The organism is Flavobacterium weaverense (assembly GCF_003688495.1).
In the GTDB taxonomy this organism is placed as follows: Bacteria; Bacteroidota; Bacteroidia; order Flavobacteriales; family Flavobacteriaceae; genus Flavobacterium; species Flavobacterium weaverense.
Genome location: NZ_REFH01000011.1, coordinates 107,481 through 132,375 on the forward strand (window position 1 = coordinate 107,481; position 24,895 = coordinate 132,375).

Below are 24,895 nucleotides of genomic sequence, written 5' to 3' on the forward strand. Positions count from 1 at the left end.
AGAAGATAGATTCCCTATATTACTGGAAAAGATAAAATTGATTCTAAAATAGAGTAAACAGTCTTTAATTGCCTCCTACTTCAACCGGAATTAATACTCTCGAACCAATTACAAACGACTAAAAAAAACACCTGATCATGCAGGAGCAAATGACATCTGGAGTTTAGAAGATACGATTATACCACATAATCAAGTTCGTTTTTGTATATGCTTTTAAGTATCATTTATTTTGTTCAATTATTTAAGGGAATCACGAAAAAAACCTCTCTAATTAAACAGCAAAAAAAAGAGGCGTTTTCCCCTCTTGACATTCTTAAATATACTTTACGATAACTCCATAGTGATGACGCCATGTAATGGTTTCCAGCTTGTCCGTCGTCGCGGATTCAACCTCGGCTTTATTGTTGGCTTTTCAAACTCACCTGTTGCGAGACGGCTATTTATTTAGTTGATTCTTTATTTTTTCGTTGTTGTAGTTTTAGTTACTTTTTTAACTTTTACATTCTGTCATAAATTTGCATCGGTATTCGTTTTAAAATTATTGCAATTAATCTCCAACGTTTTGTGACGTACACAATTTTCTTTTTATTCTTTATTGCATCAAAAATTTGTTGGGTAGCTTTTTCAACTGTAGAAACCCAAAATTGTCCTTCTCCTTTTGCCATATTTGTATCAACAAAACCTGGTCTTACATCAGTTATAGAAATTTTAGTTTTTAGTTTCGATGCCTTTTGTCTTAATCCTTCCAAATAATTTATTTGATAGGCTTTTGTTGAATTATATGCTGGCGCAATACTACTTCCACGAAGTCCACCGACGGAGCTTATTGCAACTAAATGTCCTGATTTTTGGTTTTCAAAATAATTAAAAGCCCAATTTGCAACACAAGTAAATCCAATTACGTTAGTTTCAATTGTTCGGTTTTCGATTTCAAAGTCAAGTTTTTCATTTAAATCTCCTGTTCCTGAACTAATAATTAATAAGTCAAGACCACCAAGTTCAGTTAATAATTTTTCTAATTTTTCAACTATTATCGTCGTATTTGTAATATCCAAATTTTGAGTACAGTATGAGTTTGGATGTTCTGCTTTCAATTCGTTAAGTAATTCAGTTCTTCTTCCTGTAATACCAACTTTATAATTATTATTAACTAAAATTTTCGCAAGTCCTCTTCCAATTCCTGATGTTGCACCTATAATTATTGCTTTTTTCATTTATAACTTATCAATTGTTTTATTGTTAGGATTTTGTTTTTTCAATTTATGTTCTATTCTATTATTGTTTTTACCTATTTTACATATCTAAATTTCATTTATCACAGATTCTCCTGTTAAATTATCGAAAAATAAGCCTGTCCAATTACCCGTTAATTCTATAATATGCCCTGATGATTTTTCTCTGAACGTTGCCAAAAAACTGGCTTTATTTTTTCTGAGAAAAAGGGTGTAATTTGTAGTTAATGTATTTCTTGGATTAAGCATAAGGGAAAGTTTAGCATAATCAGAAAATGGAAAAAACGATTCTTCTTGTGTTAAAGGTACTTCAACTCCTCCTTCTAGATAACTGTAATTTTCAGATAATAGACTCAGTTCTTTTGTAATAGAAACGCTAACCTTCTTGTGATTAAGTTTTGTAAATGATATCGAGTCATTAAATTTGAATATTGAACTGCCTTGTTTATGCTTAAGTGGCTCAATAATTATTTCCATAGTTGTATCAGTATCATTTTGAAAATAAAATTCGGGAATTTTTTTTCTACTATACTTTGTCCGTCGGTTGCGTTCAATTTCCATTGTATTGAAATTAATTCATAAGATTTTAATATCTGTTCATCATAAATTGAACTTTCATCGTTATGGCACGAGATTAATCCAATTGATATGAATAATCCGATAAGTAGGTTGTTATATTTCATTTTACTTAATTTTATAATTTAAGGTTTTATTAATCAATTATGTAATCAACCTTATTTTGTACAGTTAGTTACGTGATAAGTCATCATAGTTAGCCAATACAAACCATCTAGAAGGTATGCAAGAATCTTTGTGAATAGACTAAAACTGACCACTTCTTGTTGAACTACATTTTTTCTTTATAATTTAATATACAATCTCAAATTCTTCATAAGTATTTCTAATTTTAATTAATTTACCGTTCTTGAAATATAGAGTAACATCTGATCTTCCGCCTTTTGAAGAACTTACATCAGTAGAAAAAGTAAAAGACCATTCCTTAAAATTACTCATATCAGGATCAAAAGCTTTTTGAAGCCATTTATTAGATAAAGTAATTTTATAATTTTCATAAGTTGGGTTTTGATAAATAGCTACTAATTTCTGTTGGATACCATCAATAGGGTCATTTAAATTAATTGTGTTTTGGTCGGACATATTCTCTGGCCATTTTGTAATAGGATCTAAAAGTCCTCCACCTTTTTCTATCGCTTCTACCTTGTTTTGGTCAAATTGAATTAGAACACGTTCAATACGTTCTGATGGCGCATCTATAGTAATCGATCTATACAAACTCAGATCGCTTTTTATATCTTCTGGTTTGCTGTATGGCAGTCTGTAGTTTACATTAACAGCATCAAAATTTTTCTCAATTCCTAAATCTTGGAGTTGCTTATACACTTCCATAGGACTACTTCCAATTCGAAGATTCCATTTTGTGCCTTTGGTTATATTTTCAGTTTTCGGAAAGGAATAATCGTTTACACAGGAAACAAAAAACAAAGCTGACAGAACTAATACTATAATTTTTTTCATATACTTTTATATTTTAATTTTCAAATATACTAAAAATTCCCACTATTGGGAAAATTATAAGAAAAATTCGTAATTTGACTAAAAGAAGCTATTTTTGGCATATAAAATGGTTTTTATTTTTTTTATTAATGTACAACTAAGTGTTATGGCTAAAAAAGTTTACCAGGGTGAAACAAACGATAAAGAGCGATCAAAGCAAAAACTCATAAATGCGGTTGGTGAAGTATTAAAAACTAAAGGTTATGCTGGGTTAACTGCTACAAATATTTCTAAAACTGCAGGATTAAGCCGTCGTCTTATTACTATGTATTTTGATTCATTAGATGATTTGATAGAAACTTATGTTAGAAATAAGGATTATTGGACGGAAGCTTCTGGAGATTTTAGCAAAATAATTGAAGAGAAAAAGAGCCTTAATTCTAAAGAAATAATTGAAAGTTTATTACAAAACCAATTGCATTATTTTTATAATAGTACTGAAATGCAAAAGCTCATTTTATGGGAAATAAGTGAAAAATCAAAAATTATGTATGAAGTTTGCGAAGACAGAGAACGTCTTGGTTCAAAAATTTTTGAATTAGCTGATGAGCAATATAAAAATAAAGATATAAGAGCCGTAACTGCACTATTAGTTGCTGGCATTTATTACATGGTATTACATGCTAAATCAACTGATACTCTTTTTTGTGGCATTGATATTAATGAGCCAGAAGGAATGAAAAGAATTAAAAATGCAATTCGTTTAGTACTGGAAATATTATAAGTTATTCACTATAAATGTAAATAATGAGGTCATACATATTCGCTTGTCTAATATTGTTTTATGTTCTTGGTTGCCCTAAATCAGTAGTAGAATATTTAGGAAGATATACCCATAAAATAGCCATCAGCAACAACCGAATCCAAAGTATTGACGATCAAAACGTGACTTTTAGCTATAAAGATTACAGGCAAAACGGGTTCAAAAAACAAATGACACTTACTCACGCAGAATTTATCCGACGATTTGCGTTGCATATTTTGCCCAAACGTTTTGTCAAAATCCGCCATTATGGCTTTTTAAGTAGTACTTGGAAGCGGGATAAATTAAAGATTTTACAAGAAAAACTGAAGGTAAAACTGCTAGAGAAAGTAGAAAAAAAAGCTTTTTTACCCAAATGTCCTTGTTGCAAAACGGGTAATTTACACCGAATAGCGGTTTTTGACCAGCGTGGTCCGCCTCCCGAAGCGTCGGGATGGTATCTTGGCATAGCCAAAGTTCTCCCGATAGCTATCGGGACCCCAAAAATTAACTTTATGGGTAACGGATTTTATGCCCAATCTCGAAGCTTGGAGTGAAGGAAGTCACTATAAAAACCATTATGTTTATACTGCAAAAAAAAGAGGCGTTTTAGCCTCTTGAAATTATTCTTACTCATGTATCGTAAACCCCATAAGGGATGGATGTAGAGCTGTTCCAGCTTGTCCGCCGTGGCGGATTCAATAGCGGGTTCATTGTTGACTTTTCAAGCCCAACGAGCTCTTCTGCGATCGCTATTTTATTTACTAGATTTCTAAAGCATCAATATTTTCATTTGTCAAATTCTGTATGTTTTGAGTAATCTTTTCAATATCCCAATTCCACCAACCGATTTTCAAAAGTTTCTCAATTTGTTCTTTACTAAATCTTTTTTTTATTTCTTTTGCTGGATTTCCACCAACAATTGAGTATGGTTCAACATCTTTAGTTATAGTAGAATTACTTGCAATTATTGCGCCATCTCCAATTTTTATTCCTGGCATTATTGTCGCATTAAATCCTATCCAAACATCATTTCCAATTTCAGTATTTCCTTTATTCGGATATGCTTTTCCATTCATTGCATCTTTCCAATCTTCACCAAATATTGCAAAAGGAAATGAACTAATTGATTTTGATAAATGATTAGCTCCATTCATTATGAATTTTACATCAGAAGCAATCATACAAAACTTCCCAATTATTAATTTATCACCGATGAAATCAAAATGATATTTAACATTTTTTTCAAAATTAGCTACATTTTTAAAGTCATCATAATAAGTAAAATCGCCAACAATTATATTTGGATTTATAATTATATTTTTTAAAAAACAAAGTCTTTCGTAATTTTCAAGAGGAAATTTTATGTCTTTATTTGGTGTTTTCATGTAGTTAAATTTTTCATTTTTCAGTACGATTTCCGAAAGGGTCGCACAACGTTAGTCTGTGAAAAAACTTCCGCTTTATTCTTTCAAAAATAGTCAAATTATTTCACTAAAAGGAAGAAAAGTTGTATGCGTTAACAACGCATCACAGTAATACCGAGCAATGAGACGTGTTTTTCTCCAGAAGCTTCGAGATTAGAAGACACTATTTCATCAGAAAATCCTAATCGGTTTATAAGTTGAATTCCCTATAAATATTAACATTATGAGTAAGGTATTTTATGACCAATATCGAAGATTCGAGAGGGTGAAATTACGATAGAACCTACTTAGATTATGCTGCAAAGAAAAAGATGACTTTAAATCCTCTTGATATTCAGCAATAACCTTAAATTTAACTCCATAATATCGAAGATATGCAATCGGTTCCAATATCCCCAACATTTGCGGAGTTTCAACTGGTGGGTTCATTGTTAGCTTTTAAAGCCCATCGAATACTTACCTATTAACTCCCACTTTTTCTATTTCGTTACTGATTCTATTAAATATTCCTGCATAATTTTTTCAATTTGTTTTTCTCCGTATGGCGTATTGTATGCTGTCGAAGTAATTACAATTACGATAGGCTGGTTTTTGAAAATAAAAATTCTATTTCCACCATTACCGCTAGAGTAGTAAACTTCATAATCTAAACCATTTATTTTGTAGGTCTTATTCCAAAATAGATATCCATAAAATTCATCTTCCGATATTGTCATTTGATGTGACAAACTTTTTGTTATCCATTCTTGTGATAAAATTTGTTTTCCGTGCCAAGCTCCTTGGTTTTTGTATAATTGTCCGTATTTGGCATAATCTAATGAACACAATTGTAAACTTCCTGCCGTATTTGCTACTTTTTGCGGTGTAAATTGCCATTTGTATTTTTTTATATTTAATGGACGAAATAAATTCTTGTCAGCATATTTTTCTAAACCATTTGGTACAGATTTATCAATTATATCACCCAAAACTATACAACCTGCTGTAAAATAATCCCATTGTTTATATAGTTGCTTTGTTTCATCAACTGGAAGATTTAATGTAAAATCAACCCAATTTTTAGTAGGATACATATTTTCTTCGTGACCAATTGATTCAGAATTCATATCGGAACCTTCAAAAGTCGAACTCATTGTAAGTAAACTTTTTAACGTTATACTATCTTTTGATATAGAATAATTTTTAAAAGATTTCAAATTATAAAAATCTTTTAAAGTTTGGGTTTCACTTTTTATGTATTTGTCATTTATTGCAATTCCTAAAAGAGTTGAAGCAAATGATTTCCCAACAGAACGTGTGTCGTGAAGCGTTTTTCTATTTGCGCCATTGAAATATTCTTCAATTAAAATTTTTCCGTCCTTTATCGCAACTATACTTGTAACATTTTTAAACGTTTGTTTTACAATCTTTCTATTCAATTCCTCTAGTTTAGCATAATCAATTTTATCAGATGAAATCTGCCAATCTTTCGTTGGTTTAATATTTTGAACTTTAACAAGTTGTTCGTTAATTTTTATTTCAGGTACGATTATCTTCAATTTTCCTTCAGCAATAACATTTCCTGTTATAACTTCAGTTAACTTTAAATATGGTCTGATTTCAATTTGAAGAATATGTTCTCCTTCTGTAAGTGCATCTTGTCCGCCATTTCCAAAAAATCTATACCAAAGAAATTTTCCCCAAGAATCTTCATTAGTTGAACTGATTAACGGAACTCTAAAAAGTGTTCTTTGATTTTTGCTTTCTGTACTTCCGGCTCCAATATTTAAATTTTCAACATAAATTTTTTTGCTATCGACATAAAATGTAAATTGATAATTTCCATTTTTTGTTAATTCCTCAGCAGTTGAATTTGGTGATAATAAATGAAGGTTATTTGTCAAAGATTTACTTAAAAAAACTCGAATGTTCAAATCAGTTTTTTCCTTGAGTTCAAATGTTTGTAAAAAGTCTGTTTGCGTAAAATTTTCGATTGCAATTGTTTGTGACATAAATGTAACTTTGCCAATGTTTGAATTATGTATTGGATGAAAAATACTATCCTGTTTTACAAATTCGTTTTTTTGCGCAGATGCACTTAAGTAAGTCAAAAGACTTAAAGCGATGGTTGTGACTTTTAATTTCATTGATTTTGATTGATGATTGATGATTGATGATTTTTATTTGATTCTAATAAGTATAAATTAATTACAATTTGTTACCAACTTTCTTGAATTCTCTCCTTTTTTTAAAATGGCAGTTATTGAAAAAACATGAATTGCGTTCTTTCAAAAATATATAAAATATTTTATTTTAACCAAGAAAATTTGTATGTTCAATTATTAAGCACGTCACAGGAATCCCTTACGGTTAATTGGTCTTTTCGTCCTGAATCTTTTAGATTATAAGTCACTATTTCCTCAGAAAACCCTATTCGGTTTATAGAGGCTTATGTAGACTCGTTGTCTTTAGACCTCCTAGGTATTTCGGTTCAAACGATCAAATCCGATATGCGTCTTAGATTTGATACTAAACTGTTTCTTAAAAAATATTTACATGGTTATCTAAATTGTCTAAGAAGTTCTAATAAATTCTAGGAACTTCAACGAAGAATGTGTTAGAAATTTAGGACCGCTATTCTGTTGAGCACGATAATTACTAATTACGATAGTGTTTCAAATTTTGAAAAAAGACAATGAATCAGGATTGAAAAACTTATATAAACTCTTTGTTTCAATTCGTAAAGTTCTCGAATTAATTGGACAAAATTTGTTTGCAACATTTCCAGCAATTAATTGCAACTATATTCTATAATCGAAAATTACCCATCTATCACCCCCTTAAAAAAGTTATTAATAATTTTATTGCTTTACAGAGGACCCTTAGCTATAATTGGCCGGCAGTGTTTACTTTACGTCTATCCACCATTGCGAAAATACTTGATTGTTGTCGTAAAGATTAACTATTTCTCCAATTATAGGTGTTGTTAATTGTAAATGATATTTTTTTTTATTTAGTTCACTAATATTTATTAGCGGCTCGTCCCAAGGATGAAATGCCAATTTGAATTTAGAAGAGTGTACTGGAAATATTCGTTTTGCTTTCAGGTCCTGTGCTGCTTTCAAAACTTCTTCGGGCAACATATGAATTTCGTGCCACGCCTTATTGTACTGTCCATTTTCAAGTATTACTAAATCAAAACCATTAAATTTTTTACCTAATTCTGCAAAATGACTATCGTACCCACTATCGCCACCTATGTATATTTTAAAATCTTCTACTTGTAAAATATAAGACATCCAAAGTGTATTATTTCTTGAAAATAAACGACCTGAAAAATGGCGCGCAGTTGCTGTATGTAAAGTAAAATTATCGGCTATTTGTATTTCTTCATTCCACTCTTTTTCAATAATTTTTGAAGTGTCAAAATTCCAATATTCAAAATGTTCTCCAACTCCCAGGCCACAAACGATATTCTTTATTTTCGGTTTTAATTTTAAAATTGTTTCATAATCTAAATGGTCATAATGGTCGTGAGTGATAATTAAGTAGTCAATTTCTGGAATATCATCTGCTGAATAAATGTCTGTACCCTTAAATGATTTGTTTGAGTTTGGCATTGGCGAAGCATTACCGCTAAAAACTGGGTCAATTAGAAATCGTTTACCACTTAACTGAATGTAATAAGATGAATGCCCAAACCAAATTAGAACATTTTCAGTAATTGGTAAATTTTTCAAATTGTTTTTTATCGCTGGAATTGTGTCTGATGGCTCGGTTCTTGGAAATTTTGTAAAAATGAAATCATAAGCAACACTTGCCATTGAATAACCTTCAGTTACAAATGGTGTGGAAGAGATATTTTTAAAACTGCCTCCTCTAAAATTTGGGGATTGTTTTATTTTTTCTAATCTCTCTCCTTTTGGCGCTCTGCCAAATTTTGAATTGAACATAATATAAACTGTTAATATAGTTAAAAATGTAAGAATTATTGTAAATAAAATTATTATTGTTAGTTTTATAAGTTTCATTTTACTGTAATTCTTCGCAGAATACCCCATTGCTATTAAGTTCCTTAATTATAATTTTTCTAATATCTGTTTGGCTGTCTATTCTTAAAATATTGTCGCAGTCTTCAAGGTCAAAATTCCATTTCGCATTTTGCAGTATCTTGTCAAAATGTTTTTTGAGGTTTTGTATTTGAATCTCAGAAGTTACTGTTGTTTTGAAAACATATATCATTTTTTATTATTTTTTTTTAAAATAAACAATTGCGATTGTCCATTTAGTATCATCTATTGCAACTAATAAACATTTAGCACAATCACCATAGGTTAATGCATCAAAGGGACTAGCTTTAATGTCAAAACCCGCTCTGTATTCATTTTTTGGAATTTTAGAAGTTAATGCAACTGCCCTAATAATAATCCAATTTACTTTTCTGAATTGAGGACTCAGCAATTACATTATCTTCATACGATTGCTTGTAATAAATACGCAATAATTTAATTGCTAATCTATTCAATATTGACAAATTTTCACTATCCGATTGCACAAATCCACTCAGTTATACAAATTGTTTTATTTCGTTTTGTTCGCAAGACTTAACAATGTTTTGTGTTCCCTGAGACATTAGATTCCCAACTTTTTTTTGTGATTTGTTGGCTCAAAGTAACTAATGACAAAATCAATATTTTTAGCGAATTTCCAACAGGGTTCTTTAGTTCAGCCGTTCGCTGTCACTTAGGTGATGGCTTTTCAAGCCCAGCCAGCACCTAAATGCTACCCTACCATTGATACTTAAATTATTTTTAAAGCCCCTGAATCTGCTCTTAAAGAAGCTCCGTTAGTAGCGATAGATAAAGGACTCGATAAGTACGATGCTAGATTTGCAATTTCATTAGGTGCAATAAATCGTTGGATTAATAAGTGTGGATTAGATTGCTGAATAATTGCATTTTTCATCTGTTCAATTTCAATATTTTGAGCTCCTGCAATTTGTTCAACCACTTTTGAAACGCCATCAGAATATGTTGGTCCTGCCAAAATTGTATTGACTGTAATCTCTGTGCCTTTAGTCAATTTAGATATTCCGTTTGCTATTGCAGAAATAGCTGCTTTTGTCATTCCGTAATGAATCATATTTTCAGGTACATTTACACCAGATTCGCTACTAATAAAAATAATACGTCCCCAATTTCTATTTTGCATTCCTGGCAAGAAGTGTCGAGACAGTCGAACAGAACTCATTACATTTATCTCAAAATATTTGTACCAATCCTTGTCTTGAATATTTTGAAATTCTTCAATTTCAAAGATTCCTACATTGTTTATCAATATATCTATATCTGTTAATTTTTGAAGTAGATTTTCAATGTCATCTTTGTTTGTGAAATCAGCAAATATTGCCGAAATATCCGCATCAGGAAATTGATTTTGTAATTTATCCTTTGCTTGTTCTGTCTTTAACTTTTGTCTTCCGTTAATAGTCACGCTAACTCCTTCCGCTAATAACTGTTGAGCAATAGCGAAACCAATTCCTTGAGTTGAACCGCTAATAAAAGCGCTTTTTCCTTTTAATTTTAAATCCATATTTGTTAATTGTAATGTTCATTAAATAAATAACCAAAAAAAAAAAAAATCAATTGATTATTTTTAGTTGTAGTTCAATTTGGATCCTTAAAATTTCCTTTTCTGGATAAATTCTCCGTAGCGAATTGATGCCACACCAAACAGTAATTAAATATTTTCCTAAGACACCAGCAGGAATTTCTGACTTCAAATTTCCTTTTTTTTGCTCTTTAAGAATAGTTTTGGTGTATAATTTTTCTGTTTCTTTTAAAATTTCAATAGCTTCATTTTCTAGATCATCATCTACAAAAGTCATTTCAACTATTGTATTGGCGACAATACATCCTCTCAAATGATGCTCTCGTGACTCAGTTGCTACAGAAATGAAAAATTCTTTAATAAGTATAATTGGATTATCACTATTCTCTAGTTTTACTTTAAATTTATTTAAATCTTCTTTTCGTTGTTGAAGTGATTTTTTAAATAGTTCTTTTTTTCCGCCCTTAAATTTATTATATAAGGTTCCCGCTCCGGCACCTGTGGCTTTACTAAGGTCAAATAAAGATGTGGCACTGTATCCTTTTTTCCAAAATATCTCTTGGGCTTTTAAAATGATCTCATTGTCTTTAAATATGTTTGGACGTCCTTTCATGTTTTTTTTGTAATGATTGATACAAAAATAGAAAAAAAATATTGAAAGCAATAATTTTGTTTTGTTTTATTTCTTATAACAACTGTAAATTCTTGGCTTTTAGTGCGGTTGGGGTAAATTGGAGAAGAGTATTTTTTGCTAAAAAGAAGATGCTTTAGAAGACGTTAGTTCCGCTATTGCTATTTAATGTCTTTTGTTGCTGAAAATTTGTGGCAGTATGTTGAGAAGACATTTCCTGATCACGAAGTAAATTTAGTCCATGAAACTGTTTTTTTGTGGATTGTAGACAGCATCTAATTTTTTAAACTTTGATAGGGTTATTTTGGTAGTTAAACCTGCCGATACAAAGACACACGATAAGGAAAAGTATCAAAAAACAGAAGCTTTGGGTTTAAAAATTTGTTGAACCAATTAAAAGTACTTGTCCTTAAAGCATTATATATTCTCTGGAAAGAGCAGAAACCGTTTCTGACATTGGCAAGCCATAGAGCCCAAATTACCAAAAAACTGCAACAAACCAAGACACATATTAAAAGTATGTTACTTTTTCATGGCATAAAAGTTCCAGATTAGTTTGACGATGTTAATTGGATTCTTAGTTTTATTGAATGTTTGGAACAAATAAAATTCAGTACTGCTTGCGTTGATTTAGCACTGCAAGACAAAATACAAATGTTGACATTCATTAAATTACAATATTTGCAAATCCCCTGCTATTGAAAGCATCCCGCTCGTGCGCACAATATAAACCATACCCTTTTTTCGTATTATTTTTTAAAATCTAAATAATATTATATTAAATTTTTCTACCTATGTTTTTCTTTACGCGGGGCACGTTCGTAATAGCGTTACTCAGCAATCAAGCTCGCGCCAGCCACTTGGAAGTCCAAAATCAGTGGTGGAATGCTTAGGAAGATATACCCATAAAATAGCCGTTAGCAACAACCAAATCCAAAGTTTAGACGATCAAAACGTAACTTTTTGCTACAAAGATTACCATCAAAACGGATTCAAAAAAAAAATGACACTTACTCACGCAGAATTTATCCGAAGGTTTACGTTGCATATTTTGCCTTAACGTTTTGTAAAATCCGACAATATCGCTATTTGAGTAGCACTTGGAAACGGGAGAAACTAGAGATTTTACAAGAACAACTACACGTAAAAGTGCTAGAAAAGGTAGAGAAAAAACCTTTTTTGCCCAAATGTCCTTGCTGTTAAAAAGGCAGTTTACATCGGATAGCTTTTTCATCAGCGTGGTCCGCCTGCTTGGTATCTTGGCAGTAGCCAAAGTTCAAATCCCTGTAAGAGCTAACTTTATGGGTAAGGGGTTTTATGCCCAATCCCGAAGCTTAAAGTGAAGGAAATCACTATAAAAACCATTCTGTTTATACTACAAAAAAAAAGAGGCGTTTTAGCCTCTTATAATCTCTCTACTCATTTTACGATAACTCCATAGTGTTGACGGCATGTAATCGGTTCCGTTCAACCCTGGCTTCATTATTCGCTTTTTAAGCCCAACAAAGCTTTAGTTGTTTTGTGTAGCTTTAATTTCTTGATACAAACATTCAGTAAAAATTGTTCCAATATTCATTTCTTTTCCAAATTTAATAATTGCACCTGCAAATAATTCTAATTCATTGTTTTCTTTACCAGAGTTTACATCAAGCTGCAAAGAAGTTGGGGTTCCTATAGGAAATGTGCTTGCTTTTTCAAATGTTTTAGAAATAATATCATCTTGTAAATAAATACCTTTTTTATCAGCAATTGATTTTATTTCTTCCATTATTTTTATTGCTTCTTTTCTTTGAGATTCATTTGAGCAAACTGCTCCTATAGAAGAATTATATTTTGCAGTAACTAAACCAAAACTTGCTATAAAAATAAATTTTGTCCAGATATCAACTAAAGAGTTTTCTTTAAATTCAAAACTAATTTTGCTTTTATCTATTAAATCAATTATCCAATTAATATTTTCAGAATTATGTTTTGGATCTTTACCAAAAATTAGTTTTCCTGGTTTTCCTTTATGTTCAACAATTCCTTTTTCTTTTATGTGCGATGCTACATAAACACAAGAAGGTAAAATGGTGTTGTTAGGTATTATTTCACGAATTCTATCATAAATATCTGCTCCATTCATCATCGGAAATAAAACTGTATTTTTTGTGATAATTTTGGTTAATTGGGTGCACACATTCTCTAAATCATATTCTTTTACGCAAATAAATATTAAATCAGGGTTTTTAACATCTGAAATATTTTGATAAATAGTATCGGGTTTAGTAACGCTATTTTTATGTTCTTCTGAAAGTAGTGTTAATCCTTGTTCTAGGACTATTTTATAGGTATCATTCCTTGCAATAAACGATATGTGGTTTTGTTTATCTATTTCATTGATTTGGTTAATTTTAAAGCCAAAATAACCACCAACTCCACCTAGACCAACAATCATGATATTTTTTTTATTCATTTTTATTTTTTACAAAAATACAAATGAGCTAAGGAATAAGAACTTGATAAATGACAAGAAATCATATTTTGCTAATTTCTTTTCTAATCCTACTCAATGTGCTATCTGTAACTCCCAAATAAGATGCTATAATTTTAAGAGAAACCTGTTGAAATATATGAGGCTGATGATTTAAAAGATTTAAATATCTTGTTTCTGCTTTTTGACTTACCATTTCAATTAACCTATCGTTTAGTTTAGAATAATTTATAACAAATAAAAGCCTACTAAACTCTCTGAATTCTGCGATATTATGAAAATTTGCTTGTACATTTTCTAAATCTGTTTCCCAAAAATAACAATCTGTTATAGTTTTATAAATTTCTTTTGTTGGTTGCTTTTTGAAAAATGATAAAAAGTCGTTTACAAAACAAGGTGCTGAATAAATATTTGTTGTGACTTCTTCATTATTTTCATTTAAAATATAGGAACGTACATATCCTTTTTGTAAAAAATATGTTTTAATGCTGATTGTATCTTTGTTAATTAAAATGGTGTTTTTATTTAATGTAAAATCACAAAATGATTCTGTGATTTTTTCAACAATTTCTTTTTGAATAGGAAATAATGAATGAAAATAATTATTTAGAATCAATTTACACATTTATTTTTTTTAGTTATACACAACGTCAGTCTATGAAAAAACTTCCGTTTAATTCTTTCAAAAATAGTCAAATTATTTTAGTAAAAGGAAGAATAGTTGTATATTAAATGATGTAACATATCACAGGAATACCGCGCAATCAGGAGGTCTTTTCTCCCGGCACTTCGGGATTAGAAGACAGTATTTCACAAGAAAATCCTATTCGATTTACAGATGCTTTTGTAGAAGCTGTATCATTCGCATCTTTAGATTTTTCAGTTCAAACCATCAAAATAGTGTGACGCCCGAGCATCGAAACCAAAGTTTTTCTCAAAATTTAGCGCTACTGTTCTTTAATATGAATGTCGTGAAAAAGGATGCAATCCAGCCTCTTGATCCCGACTACTTGGGACACTTATAAATTTACGATAACTCTATAGCAATGGATTTATGACCGGTTCAGTTCTACCGTTGCTTTATTGTTGGCTTTTCAAGCCCAACGAAGGCTTAGTCGTTACCTCCCCTCTATATATTCATAATTTGATCTATTTTACTTTGCGTATTATCAATAGATTTCAAAAATGGAATTAAATCAGGATTTATCCATTCAACAAGATTGTAAAGTTTCGTCCTTATTTGAATTGCTTCAGAACAATCAATATTATGCGTTTGAAAACAGATTGGTTCACAGTGATTCACTCGATTTCGAAAACTTCTTAAATCATCTAACTTTGAATATATACTTGCTCTATCTTCAGTAGCTGGTTTATATGGGAAAATATGTATAGGCTGTCCGCTAACTAACGCGTAATGATGTGGCAGAAAAAAAGCAATCCAAAACCCAAAAGTTTGGTCTGAAATTATTTTACCATTCGTAATTGGTATAGCGCGCCTATTTAATTTGTTTTCTGTCTTTCGTATAGATGTTTTCAAATAATAATATGAACTATTTAAAGAATGATGACTCATAAATCCGGATTTTTGATTTATTATCCAATCAGGATCTGCAAAATGAGTTGCCATTTTTAAGCAGAGACTGTTTCTTAAAATTACTTCGAACTGACTTAGAATAGGATGAAATGCTTGTGCTAACCTTATATTTGCATTATATAGCCTTTTTGCTCTATCATTGTTATTTGCTGTTGCAGCCAAATACCTATTATATCTTGGCCTCGAAAAATACTTGTAACGTAATTCTTTTTTCATATGTGTTGCACGTTCGATATTTATTTGTAAATTTACCAAATATAGACTTGGTCAAGCCTCTTTCTTTCGTAGAAATGTAATCAAGTAAAAGATTAAAGATGCTCTAATGTATATTAGGGCATTTTTTATGCGTTTAGTTGTGGACACGAAATGTAATTCCGTGTCCACAACTTGATTAAGAACTAACATATCCGGCGGTTAGGGATAGGTTTCCAACCTTCGATTGCACTCCGATTGCAATAAACCTAATACCAACTCTTATGAAGCATTGATCAATTTTCGCAAGTATAGATTATTAACAGTATATGCCGCTCGAAGGGACTTTAATTACGAAAGGTATATATATTTTTTGTAAAATCATTAAATAAGATTTAATTTACTTATTTTAATCCAAGTTAATAAATACTAATAAATACATGAAAGCAACAAGAGATATAGAATATAAGAATGTAGAAGAACTCACCTTGGACATTAACAATCCAAGATTTGCAGAGCTATATGTCGGAAATGGATCAGAGGATAATCTCATTCAGTATTTATTAGATAATGAGGCTGGAATTGAAGTAGCTAAGTCTATAATAGCTGCAGATGAATTTTATTCAGATAGACCACTTTGGGTTTTAAAAAAAGGACATGAGTATATTGTAAAAGATGGAAACAGAAGATGTGCTGCAGTAAAAGCTTTACAACTTCCTGGAAAGTTCGCTATTGATTTACCCAAAACGATTATTGAAGAAGTACCAATTATTGTATATGATGATGAAGAAGATCTTAATAAAAGAATTTTTTTAGAACACGCTAATAATACTTTTAGAAGTTGGGAAAGAATAGCTCAGGCAATAGAGGTTTACAAACTGTTTAAATCTGGAACAGACCTCAAATTAATGAGCGAATTAGATTCTCAACCAGGACAATTAATAAAACTTGCAAGTTTTTACAAAGCAGCAGTCATATATGGTGAAGATAGTTTAAAAAAGCTATTAACTAGAGGGAGAGGAAGAACAGGAGGAAGAACTATTATTTTTGAAAGACTTTTTAAGTATTCTGACAAGTGCGGATATAAATTTAAAGCCAAACCAAGTTTTGAAATTTCGATTCATGATGAAACGAAATTTAAATCATATATTCTCTCACTGATTAACTTATTAGAATCCGATTTAGGCTATGAAATAAAAACAGACACAATAGATGGAGAGAAAGAAGACTTTATGAGTAGACTTAAACCTTATGGATTTGACTACTTTTTTATAGAATCAGATGAAGACAAACAAGATATAGAAGTGGCTAAATCTGATAATTCTGATCTAATTTCTACTGGCGAATCTATTAAGCATACTGCTGGGAAATGCGCTACGGAAAACGAAAATGTAAACTCCAACGAAAATTATGAAGACAAAACAGATATTGAAAAAAGTTATAATAATGGGTCAACCACAAATGAGGACAAAAATAATAATTCTTTAAGTGCTGTTAAAAATTCAGGAAAAAGAGGAAGTACCAAAACTAAGCCCACTATAGTGCGAAAAAAAATACCAGCAGGAGTTAGAAATAGAATATCTGAATGCTATGGACTTCCTGCAATTCAGAATCCTATTGCAAAACTTGCCTTGGTAAGGATTGTTTATGAATGTACTTTAAAATACATTGTTGAACACACACACTATAGTTCTAAAAATAAATTACCAAAATCAAATCACTTTCAGTCAGCATATCGAGATAAAAAAAATATACCTTATCCTTCAACTAATTTTGATGAGTTGCACAAAAATTTCATAAAATTAATTAAAAACCAAGGAATGAAAAGAACATTCGAAAATTTTAAAATGGATCAATTACAACAAATAATTCACAACTATAATGCAGTTGGAATACCTACCAACGCTACTAATTATTGTGCAGAGTTAATACCAATTTTAGATTTTTTATTAGCTGATGAAAATGTTTTTTTAAGTTCAATAGATTTAACCAATATATCATAAATATATGTTTTATTCACCTTTACGCTATCCTGGAGGAAAAAATAAATTATCTTCATTTATTGCTAAAATATGTATTGATAATAATATTCATTCTCATTATGTAGAGCCTTATGCAGGGGGAGCATCAGTAGCAATGTTTTTATTAATTGAAGGTTTTGTGAAAGAGATTACCATAAACGATAAAGACAGATCTTTATTTGCTTTTTGGCACTCTGTTCTTAATGAAACTGAAAGATTATGTGAAATGATTTTAAAATCAGAAATGAGTATAGCAAACTGGGATTTACAAAAAGCAATTCAGAAAGACAAAGAAAATATTGACTTATTAAGTCTAGGGTTTTCCACACTTTTCTTAAATAGAACAAACAGGTCTGGAATTTTAAAAGCAGGAGTGATTGGAGGTAAAAATCAAGACGGGAATTACAAGATGGATTGCAGGTTCAATAAGGATGAGATTATAAATAGAATTAGATTGATATCGTCTTTTTCAAAAAATATAACTCTTTATAATTTAGATGCTATAGATTTAGTAGACCAGATAGAATTCTCCTGCAAACTCAATACAATTTTTTATTTTGATCCTCCATATTATTTAAAGGCAGATTCGTTATACATGAATCATTACAATGATTTGAATCATATATCTGTTAGTGATAGAATATTGAAAATAAAGGATTCAAAATGGATAGTCTCATATGATGAACATGAATTTATAGAAAATTTGTATGTAAACAAAACAAAGAAAAAATACAGTTTTAATCATTCAGCATTTGAATCAAGAGAGGGAAAAGAACTTCTTTTTTTTAGTGATAATTTAGTTTTACCCGATGTAAATGATTTTATCCCAACACGATTTTCATTAAAGAAATCAAAAGGAAAAAAAGAAATTATATACAAATAATAACATTTGGCATTATAAAGTTTAGCCCCACCTTGCTTTTGTATATTAATAATTTTATGGCTTAATAATGGAATCTATAATTTACAGCTAATGTTATCTTTCCAATTTCTCTATCAGTTTCTCCCGCTATCAATAAATCGCTAAATTATAAAAGCTCCCTCTTAAACCTTCAAATAAAGATTCTTACTTCCTTTTTTTTCCTTTCTTATAATGCAGTCATCGACGAGATTCCTCATAACTCCAGCAATCTCGATTGATTTGACTGTGCTACTAATTTCATTTCTTCTGATCAGTTCATCTCTTATTTCAGCTATTGTTTTTCCAGCCTCTAAAAAAGAAGTATTTACAATGTTCTTACGAATTTTCGCTGTTAATTTGGTAGCTTGTTTACGCAAAGCAGATAACTGATTCAAAGGTTCTAATTTGATTTTAAAATCTAATAAAGTTTCAAAAGGATACTCCACAGCTTTTGCATATTCAACATAATTATCAATATCTTTTGCTTCTCCCTTTTCAATTTTTAAAACACTACTTTTTGATATGCTCGTCATATCAATTATATCTTTAATTGAAAAACCTTTTTTAAGCCTAATTTCCTTAAGTTTTACACCAAGGTTGATTCGATATAATGAGGCTTTATTTTCCTCTTCTATAAACTTTTGAGTCATTGCAATTAACTTTTTTAATGTTATTTAGTATTTATTTTAAAACTTATTTGCATGGTTGAAATATTTTCATATATTTGTATTAGCGAATTGATAATTAGCCTTTTCGGCATAATTAAAACGATGTTATCTCGAGTCAAAACGACCAATTTTACTATCGAGAGTATCGTGAAGTCGCTCCATGTCATAAAGTTTCTTACTTTTGCAAACGGCATGCGAGCGGTTCTCACGTAAGCTTTAGATAGTAACTTTTTAATCAAAAGATTTTAAAGATGGGTTTGGTCGCCCTTGACTCTAAAGTGTGAGGCCGCTCCTTGCTTTTTCTGCAAGCACTCTTCATACCCGAAATACATCGTTTCATAACCATAAACCTATAAATTATGAGAACGAATTTTTTATGTATTACTACCTGCATCCCACCTTAATTATCTACTAATATGTAGCTTGCCTTTAGCCGAACCTTACCGAAACAAAGACGTGTTAGCTCAGGATGTACTCATGTAAGAGTAGCTTCAATCATCAGTATTATTATGTACTGATACCTGAAATCCTAAGCAGCAATAAAATGAGATTTATGAGCTATCATAATCCCAACCTATAGCACAACGTAAACCTCGCGTACACTAGGCACTTAGATTTAAAACTTTAATCTTTCAAACTCGCACTTTAAAAGTATTGTCTTTATTTCTATTTTCCAAATGGTAGTCTTAAGTTTTCAGAATATGTTTCGGGACGGGGAGCAAAAGCAGTCTTTCTAGCCGAAAGGCATAATGTCTATTTATTAAAATAGTGTTGGCTAAAGGCTTGTTATTATCCTTACAATCAATTGTAAGACAAAAGTCATGAATTTAAAATTTGGTAAATCAAGCACCTGCATCCAAAAATCCTTTGAATACAATGGACATAATTTAATTTGAGTTAGTAATCAAGTGATGCAGGTTGTTTAAGATTTTTAAAAATTATTAGCATAATTTCTCAAGTACTAATTCTCTTATTATTCTGAAATTTAGCAATAGTTACAAAAAGTCACGGGAAATAATGTCTAACTAATAACCAACAATATGAAATATTATAAACAAATAACTACTGCTCTAGTACTGGCATTAATAGTAATAATATGTCTTTGGATTTTTGGCTTCGGGCAACCCTAAATAAACCTATTGTAAAGATTGGCAAAATCTTTTAAATGCAAGATTAATAAAGTTACAAAAAACGTTTTCACTTTGAAATTAACAAAATACTATTGAGCTTTTTAACTAGGAAGAACAACTAGAAATCTTTAACAAAAAAATGAATACAGCCTATGATTGAATAAAAAACTAAAAACCTTTGTGCCTTCGCGGCGCATTAATTAAAAAAAGACTCTCTACCTCTGTCGGCAAACTAAATAGAGAGTCATAGTAGCATAAAACGCTCGTTTCATCTAACCAATAACCAAAATTATGAAAAATTATTCATTAATCAAGGGTATAAGGACAATAGGGTATTCCTTTATTTTAGGAATTTACTTGTACTCCCCTTCTATCACCGCCAGCAATAGCGTAACCTATTCAACGTTACAACAAGAGCCAGCACCAATTACTGGTACTATTACAGATGGTATTGGCCCCATGCCTGGAGTTACTATTACCGTTAAAGGAAGATCCACTACCACTATCTCAGATTACACTGGTCAGTATTCTATCACTGCCTCTCCTACTGATGTTCTTGTCTTTTCATTCATGGGGTTCAAAACCGTTGAAGTAGTTATTAGTTCGCAAAAAATAGTTAATATCCAACTAAAGGAAGATGCTACCGCTCTTCAAGAAGTTCGTGTCAATGCTGGTTATTATTCGGTCAAAGAAAAAGAGCGCACGGGAAGTATCGCAAAAATCACGGCAAAAGATATTGAAACGCAACCAGTTAATAGTCCATTGGCTGCCATGCAAGGTCGAATGACTGGTGTCAATATTACGCAGGAAACTGGTGCTCCAGGAGGAGGTTTCAATATTCAAATTAGAGGGATAAATAGTATTCGTTCTGAGGGAAATGAGCCGCTTTATATTGTTGATGGAGTACCATTTGCATCGCAATCACTCGCTGATCCCATTATAGGTGCCAGTGCTATAAAGGGACTCGCCAACCCTTTAAATAATTTAAATCCTGCTGATATTCAAAACATAGAAGTACTAAAAGATGCTGATGCAACCGCTATCTATGGTTCAAGAGGGTCGAACGGAGTTGTCTTGATCACTACTAAAAAAGGGATTATTGGAGCAACTCGCTTCGAACTTAACTCTTTTACGAGTATAGGGAAAGTTAGTCGTACTTTAAATGTCATGAATACAAAGCAGTATTTAGCAATGCGGAAGGAGGCATTTGCAAATGATGGCATAAGTCAGTACCCAGCTGATGCCTTTGACATAAATGGAACTTGGAGTCAAAACCGTGAAACTAACTGGGCTAAAAATCTCATAGGAGGTACTGCTCAAATCAATAACTTACAAGCATCATTTTCTGGTGGTACCGCAACTACCCAATACCTCCTTAGTGGAACCTTCAGAAGAGAAACCACCGTTTTTCCTGGCGATTCGCATTATGGTAAAGGGGCCTTTCATAGTAATTTAAATCATACTTCAGTCGATCAACGTTTTAGCCTCAACTTTTCAACTAATTACACCTCTGACTCCAATAATCTTCCTGGTCGTGATCTAACATCACGCGCTTACACTTTAGCCCCAAATGCCCCAGATCTTTATGATAGTAAAGGAAAACTAAACTGGGAAGACGGTACTTTCAATAACCCTTTGGCTTTTCTCGAGAGCAAATACAAAATCACTAATAAGAGCATAGTGGCAAACGCACTCCTTTCCTATGAAATTCTAACAGGGCTACAGGCAAAAACAAGCTTTGGTTATACCGAAACTAGCTTAATGCAAACAATCACGAACCCTTTAACCAGCTATAATCCATTTGACACTAGCACTCATGAAGCATCACTTTATATCGGCAGCGGAACAGGAAGTTCTTGGATTATTGAACCTCAACTTAATTACAAGGGCATTTATGGTTTACTGGATTTGGATTTTCTGATTGGTACAACATTTCAAAATCAAGAAACGAGTAGACTAGCACAAGTGGGATCTGGGTTTACTAGTGATGCGCTGATAAATAATTTGAATGCAGCTTCAACATTATCGATAATCAATCACGAAAGAATTGAATATCGATACAATGCAGCCTTCGCACGAGTCAACCTTAAGTGGAATGAGCGCTATATACTGAATTTAACAGGCAGACGCGATGGTTCTAGCCGATTTGGGGCAGGAAAACGTTTTGCTAATTTTGGAGCGATTGGTGCTGCTTGGATATTTTCAAACGAATTGTTCTTGAAAAAGAACAAAAATATATTGAGTTTTGGAAAACTGCGTAGTAGTTATGGGACTTCTGGAAGTGACCAAATTGGGGATTACCAGTACCTTGATACCTACGAAGTATCTAATTATCTATATAATGGCATAGCAGGCTTAGCTCCTTCTCGACTTTACAACCCCGACTTTGGATGGGAGACCAATAAAAAGTTTGAGGTTAGTTTAGAGTTGGGTTTCTTGCGCGATAACATTTTCCTCACGAGCACTTGGTTTAAAAATCGCTCGTCCAATCAGTTGGTTGGTATTCCTCTACCTGGCACAACAGGTTTTTCATCGATACAATCTAATCTTGCTGCCACAGTACAGAACACCGGTTTGGAAGTGGAATTACGTACCGTAAACCTAAAAAACAATAAATTCTCTTGGATAAGCTCTCTAAATGTAACGCTGCCAAAAAACAAATTAGTTGCATTTCCTAACTTAGACGCATCGACCTACGCAAACAGCTTGGTGATTGGAGAGTCGCTCTCCATACGAAAAGTATTTGACTACACGGGTATAGACCCTGTAAGTGGAGCTTACACCTTTCGGGACTATAATAACGACGGGCAAATAACTTTTGAAGCAGACCGTCAGAAAATAGCTGATACTTCTCCGCAGTTCTATGGTGGTTTTTCTAATCAGCTCTCGCTTCGTAACTGGAGCTTCGATTTTCTTTTCCAATTTGTAAGTCAACAAGGACGCAATTATCGATATACCTCAACATTGGCTGGAACATTTGTAAATCAGCCAGTAGAAATCGTAAGCCATTTTCCTCAGGATAATTCAACTGCAATAGCACAACAATATTCTACTGGAGCAAATAGCACCTTAGTACAAGCCGCATATAATTTCCTTGATAGTAATGCAGCATTCAGTGACGCCTCATTTATACGCTTAAAGACAGTAAGCTTGTCTTACCGTATTCCTTCGCCTTGGTCTAAAACAGTTTCTGCTACTGTATATGCACAAGGTCAAAATTTCTTAACATTTACGAAATTTAAAGGTGCCGATCCTGAAAATCAATCGGTCACTTCATTACCTCCTTTACGTCAGTTTACACTAGGATTTCGCCTAGCCTTCTAATTCTAAATTTTAAAAGATGAAAACTACAAAATCTAAATTATTTATTGTGTCAATTATCAGTTTCCTTATTTGCACTGCTTGTGAAAGCTTTACTGAAGTAGATACACCGCAATCACAACTCACAACTGCTGCCGTCTTTGAGAATGCCGCTACAGCAGAAGGAGCAATGATAGACATATATGCTCGCATACGAGAAGAAGGAATGGTCAATGGTTCTTTTTCAGGTCTCTCTAGTTTAATGAGCAATTATTCTGATGAAATGCAGTTTTTTGGTTCAAGTGAAGAAATCAAGCAGTTTAATAACCATACGATTTTATCATCAAATAGTTTAGTTCTATCCTTATGGAATGCTAGCTATTCTGAAATTTATGCAACAAACCTACTTCTGGAAGGTCTAAAAAAATCAACAGCGATTGATCTTGTTGATAAGGAGCGACTTACTGGAGAGGCTTTATTTCTAAGAGCCTTTATTCATTTTAATCTGGTTAATGTTTTTGGTGATATTCCTTATATTACAACAACCGATTATCTAAAAAACACACAAATTCAAAAGTTGTCTCAAGAAAAAGTATGGCAGCATATTATTGAAGATTTGATTCAGGCTGAAAAATTACTGCCACAAGATTACCCTACATCGGAAAGAGTTAGAGCGAATAAGACAGTCGCTACTGCAATGTTAGCCCGTGTGTACTTATATAAGAAAGATTGGACTAATGCCGCTGTGAAAGCAACGGCAGTAATAGAAAATCCAACATACGTGTGGGTTGCTAATCCAGCACTAGAGTTCCTCCGGGAATCAAAAGCAATAATCTGGGCATTACATCCAGGTTTTATTGGAGCGAATACGAAAGATGCGAGAACATTTGTATTCTCAAAAGGCCCACCAACAAAACCCGCTCTCTCCCCACAGTTTGTGGCCTCATTTGAGCCAGGTGATCAGAGAAGGAGTCAATGGATACGTACCGTTACAAGTGCAAATGAAAGTTGGCCTTACGCTTATAAATATAAAAAGACATTGGGCTCTACTCCACCACAGGAATATACCATCCTATTTCGTCTCGCTGAACAGTACTTAATTCGCGCCGAAGCTTTAGCACATCTAAATAACATTCCTGGTTCACAGGGGGATTTCAACAAAATAAGAAATCGTGCTGGTCTGTTAAATACAAGCGCCAGCACCGTTGAAAGTCTACTGAACGCAGTTGCTATAGAAAGACGTAGTGAGTTATTTACAGAACAGGGACACCGATGGTTTGATCTAAAGCGCACCAAGCAAGCGCAAGAAGTGTTGGAACCACTAAAGTCAGAATGGAAAAACAGCCAGCTTCTGCTCCCTATACCACAATCAGAACTATTATTAAACAAGAATCTTCTACCGCAAAATCCAGGATACTAA

General features: G+C 32.1%; 17 protein-coding genes and 2 pseudogenes. 7 read left to right on the forward strand and 12 right to left on the reverse strand.

What is annotated here, in order from left to right; genetic code table 11:
- Positions 1-497 precede the first annotated feature (497 nt).
- The 3 genes from BC961_RS12650 to BC961_RS12665 form a co-directional block, all read right to left on the reverse strand.
- Positions 498-1,214, reverse strand: coding sequence for an SDR family NAD(P)-dependent oxidoreductase (locus BC961_RS12650; protein ID WP_121926224.1), 717 nt, complete (start codon positions 1,212-1,214; stop codon positions 498-500).
- An 87-nt stretch (positions 1,215-1,301) separates the two neighbouring features.
- Positions 1,302-1,793: a hypothetical protein gene (locus BC961_RS12655; protein ID WP_147440544.1), complete on the reverse strand. Its 492-nt coding sequence runs from the start codon at positions 1,791-1,793 to the stop codon at positions 1,302-1,304.
- A 306-nt stretch (positions 1,794-2,099) separates the two neighbouring features.
- Positions 2,100-2,768, reverse strand: coding sequence for a hypothetical protein (locus BC961_RS12665; protein ID WP_121926227.1), 669 nt, complete (start codon positions 2,766-2,768; stop codon positions 2,100-2,102).
- Between the two features lie 145 nt (positions 2,769-2,913).
- Between BC961_RS12665 and BC961_RS12670 the strand changes: the two genes are divergently transcribed.
- Both BC961_RS12670 and BC961_RS12675 read left to right on the forward strand, forming a co-directional pair.
- On the forward strand, positions 2,914-3,531 hold the full coding sequence (locus BC961_RS12670; protein ID WP_121926333.1) for a TetR/AcrR family transcriptional regulator: 618 nt from the start codon (positions 2,914-2,916) through the stop codon (positions 3,529-3,531).
- Positions 3,532-3,599: 68 nt separating this feature from the next.
- A pseudogene (locus BC961_RS12675) lies at positions 3,600-4,106 on the forward strand (IS91 family transposase); the annotation flags it as partial.
- A gap of 207 nt (positions 4,107-4,313) precedes the next feature.
- Here the strand turns inward: BC961_RS12675 and BC961_RS12680 are convergent.
- From BC961_RS12680 to BC961_RS12710, 5 genes are all read right to left on the reverse strand, one after another.
- Complete coding sequence (locus tag BC961_RS12680; protein WP_121926228.1) at positions 4,314-4,937, reverse strand: CatB-related O-acetyltransferase; 624 nt, start codon at positions 4,935-4,937, stop codon at positions 4,314-4,316.
- Positions 4,938-5,455: 518 nt separating this feature from the next.
- Positions 5,456-7,102: a serine hydrolase domain-containing protein gene (locus BC961_RS12685; protein WP_121926229.1), complete on the reverse strand. Its 1,647-nt coding sequence runs from the start codon at positions 7,100-7,102 to the stop codon at positions 5,456-5,458.
- Between the two features lie 759 nt (positions 7,103-7,861).
- A complete protein-coding gene (locus BC961_RS12690) occupies positions 7,862-8,908 on the reverse strand; it encodes an MBL fold metallo-hydrolase (protein ID WP_245980936.1) in 1,047 nt (348 codons plus the stop codon).
- An 847-nt stretch (positions 8,909-9,755) separates the two neighbouring features.
- On the reverse strand, positions 9,756-10,547 hold the full coding sequence (locus BC961_RS12705) for an SDR family NAD(P)-dependent oxidoreductase (RefSeq protein ID WP_121926233.1): 792 nt from the start codon (positions 10,545-10,547) through the stop codon (positions 9,756-9,758).
- 49 nt (positions 10,548-10,596) lie between these two features.
- Complete coding sequence (locus BC961_RS12710) at positions 10,597-11,178, reverse strand: TetR/AcrR family transcriptional regulator (RefSeq protein ID WP_121926234.1); 582 nt, start codon at positions 11,176-11,178, stop codon at positions 10,597-10,599.
- Positions 11,179-12,043: 865 nt separating this feature from the next.
- On the opposite strand from BC961_RS12710, the pseudogene BC961_RS14990 reads away from it, so the two are divergent.
- Positions 12,044-12,493: pseudogene (locus BC961_RS14990) on the forward strand (transposase); the annotation flags it as partial.
- Positions 12,494-12,706: 213 nt separating this feature from the next.
- Here the strand turns inward: BC961_RS14990 and BC961_RS12720 are convergent.
- From BC961_RS12720 to BC961_RS12730, 3 genes are all read right to left on the reverse strand, one after another.
- Positions 12,707-13,651, reverse strand: a complete 945-nt coding sequence (locus tag BC961_RS12720; RefSeq protein WP_121926235.1) for a ketopantoate reductase family protein — start codon at positions 13,649-13,651, stop codon at positions 12,707-12,709.
- Between the two features lie 61 nt (positions 13,652-13,712).
- The gene (locus tag BC961_RS12725; protein ID WP_121926236.1) at positions 13,713-14,294 is read right to left on the reverse strand and encodes a Crp/Fnr family transcriptional regulator; all 582 of its coding nucleotides are present in this window, start codon (positions 14,292-14,294) and stop codon (positions 13,713-13,715) included.
- A gap of 504 nt (positions 14,295-14,798) precedes the next feature.
- Complete coding sequence (locus tag BC961_RS12730) at positions 14,799-15,479, reverse strand: hypothetical protein (protein ID WP_121926237.1); 681 nt, start codon at positions 15,477-15,479, stop codon at positions 14,799-14,801.
- A 416-nt stretch (positions 15,480-15,895) separates the two neighbouring features.
- Here BC961_RS12730 and BC961_RS12735 point away from each other — a divergent pair, with 416 nt between their 5' ends.
- Positions 15,896-17,458 carry a hypothetical protein gene (locus BC961_RS12735; protein ID WP_121926238.1) on the forward strand — a complete coding sequence of 521 codons (1,563 nt, stop codon included), beginning with the start codon at positions 15,896-15,898 and terminating at the stop codon, positions 17,456-17,458.
- 4 nt (positions 17,459-17,462) lie between these two features.
- Positions 17,463-18,359: a DNA adenine methylase gene (locus BC961_RS12740; protein WP_121926239.1), complete on the forward strand. Its 897-nt coding sequence runs from the start codon at positions 17,463-17,465 to the stop codon at positions 18,357-18,359.
- Between the two features lie 161 nt (positions 18,360-18,520).
- Here BC961_RS12740 and BC961_RS12745 read toward each other — a convergent pair whose 3' ends face one another.
- Positions 18,521-19,027: a helix-turn-helix domain-containing protein gene (locus tag BC961_RS12745; RefSeq protein ID WP_121926240.1), complete on the reverse strand. Its 507-nt coding sequence runs from the start codon at positions 19,025-19,027 to the stop codon at positions 18,521-18,523.
- A gap of 1,439 nt (positions 19,028-20,466) precedes the next feature.
- Between BC961_RS12745 and BC961_RS12750 the strand changes: the two genes are divergently transcribed.
- Positions 20,467-23,499, forward strand: coding sequence for a SusC/RagA family TonB-linked outer membrane protein (locus BC961_RS12750; protein WP_121926241.1), 3,033 nt, complete (start codon positions 20,467-20,469; stop codon positions 23,497-23,499).
- Between the two features lie 16 nt (positions 23,500-23,515).
- Positions 23,516-24,895: a RagB/SusD family nutrient uptake outer membrane protein gene (locus BC961_RS12755; protein WP_121926242.1), complete on the forward strand. Its 1,380-nt coding sequence runs from the start codon at positions 23,516-23,518 to the stop codon at positions 24,893-24,895.

Bases quoted from the DNA above. Each gene is read 5' to 3' on its own strand.
- BC961_RS12720 (WP_121926235.1), bottom strand. From the start codon at position 13,651: ATGAATAAAAAAAATATCATGATTGTTGGTCTAGGTGGAGTTGGTGGT.
- BC961_RS12740 (WP_121926239.1), top strand. From the start codon at position 17,463: ATGTTTTATTCACCTTTACGCTATCCTGGAGGAAAAAATAAATTATCT.
- BC961_RS12665 (WP_121926227.1), bottom strand. From the start codon at position 2,768: ATGAAAAAAATTATAGTATTAGTTCTGTCAGCTTTGTTTTTTGTTTCC.
- BC961_RS12690 (WP_245980936.1), bottom strand. From the start codon at position 8,908: ATGTTCAATTCAAAATTTGGCAGAGCGCCAAAAGGAGAGAGATTAGAA.
- BC961_RS12725 (WP_121926236.1), bottom strand. From the start codon at position 14,294: ATGTGTAAATTGATTCTAAATAATTATTTTCATTCATTATTTCCTATT.
- BC961_RS12710 (WP_121926234.1), bottom strand. From the start codon at position 11,178: ATGAAAGGACGTCCAAACATATTTAAAGACAATGAGATCATTTTAAAA.
- BC961_RS12685 (WP_121926229.1), bottom strand. From the start codon at position 7,102: ATGAAATTAAAAGTCACAACCATCGCTTTAAGTCTTTTGACTTACTTA.
- BC961_RS12750 (WP_121926241.1), top strand. From the start codon at position 20,467: ATGAAAAATTATTCATTAATCAAGGGTATAAGGACAATAGGGTATTCC.
- BC961_RS12650 (WP_121926224.1), bottom strand. From the start codon at position 1,214: ATGAAAAAAGCAATAATTATAGGTGCAACATCAGGAATTGGAAGAGGA.
- BC961_RS12735 (WP_121926238.1), top strand. From the start codon at position 15,896: ATGAAAGCAACAAGAGATATAGAATATAAGAATGTAGAAGAACTCACC.
- BC961_RS12755 (WP_121926242.1), top strand. From the start codon at position 23,516: ATGAAAACTACAAAATCTAAATTATTTATTGTGTCAATTATCAGTTTC.
- BC961_RS12655 (WP_147440544.1), bottom strand. From the start codon at position 1,793: ATGGAAATTGAACGCAACCGACGGACAAAGTATAGTAGAAAAAAAATT.
- BC961_RS12745 (WP_121926240.1), bottom strand. From the start codon at position 19,027: ATGACTCAAAAGTTTATAGAAGAGGAAAATAAAGCCTCATTATATCGA.
- BC961_RS12730 (WP_121926237.1), bottom strand. From the start codon at position 15,479: ATGAAAAAAGAATTACGTTACAAGTATTTTTCGAGGCCAAGATATAAT.
- BC961_RS12705 (WP_121926233.1), bottom strand. From the start codon at position 10,547: ATGGATTTAAAATTAAAAGGAAAAAGCGCTTTTATTAGCGGTTCAACT.
- BC961_RS12670 (WP_121926333.1), top strand. From the start codon at position 2,914: ATGGCTAAAAAAGTTTACCAGGGTGAAACAAACGATAAAGAGCGATCA.
- BC961_RS12680 (WP_121926228.1), bottom strand. From the start codon at position 4,937: ATGAAAACACCAAATAAAGACATAAAATTTCCTCTTGAAAATTACGAA.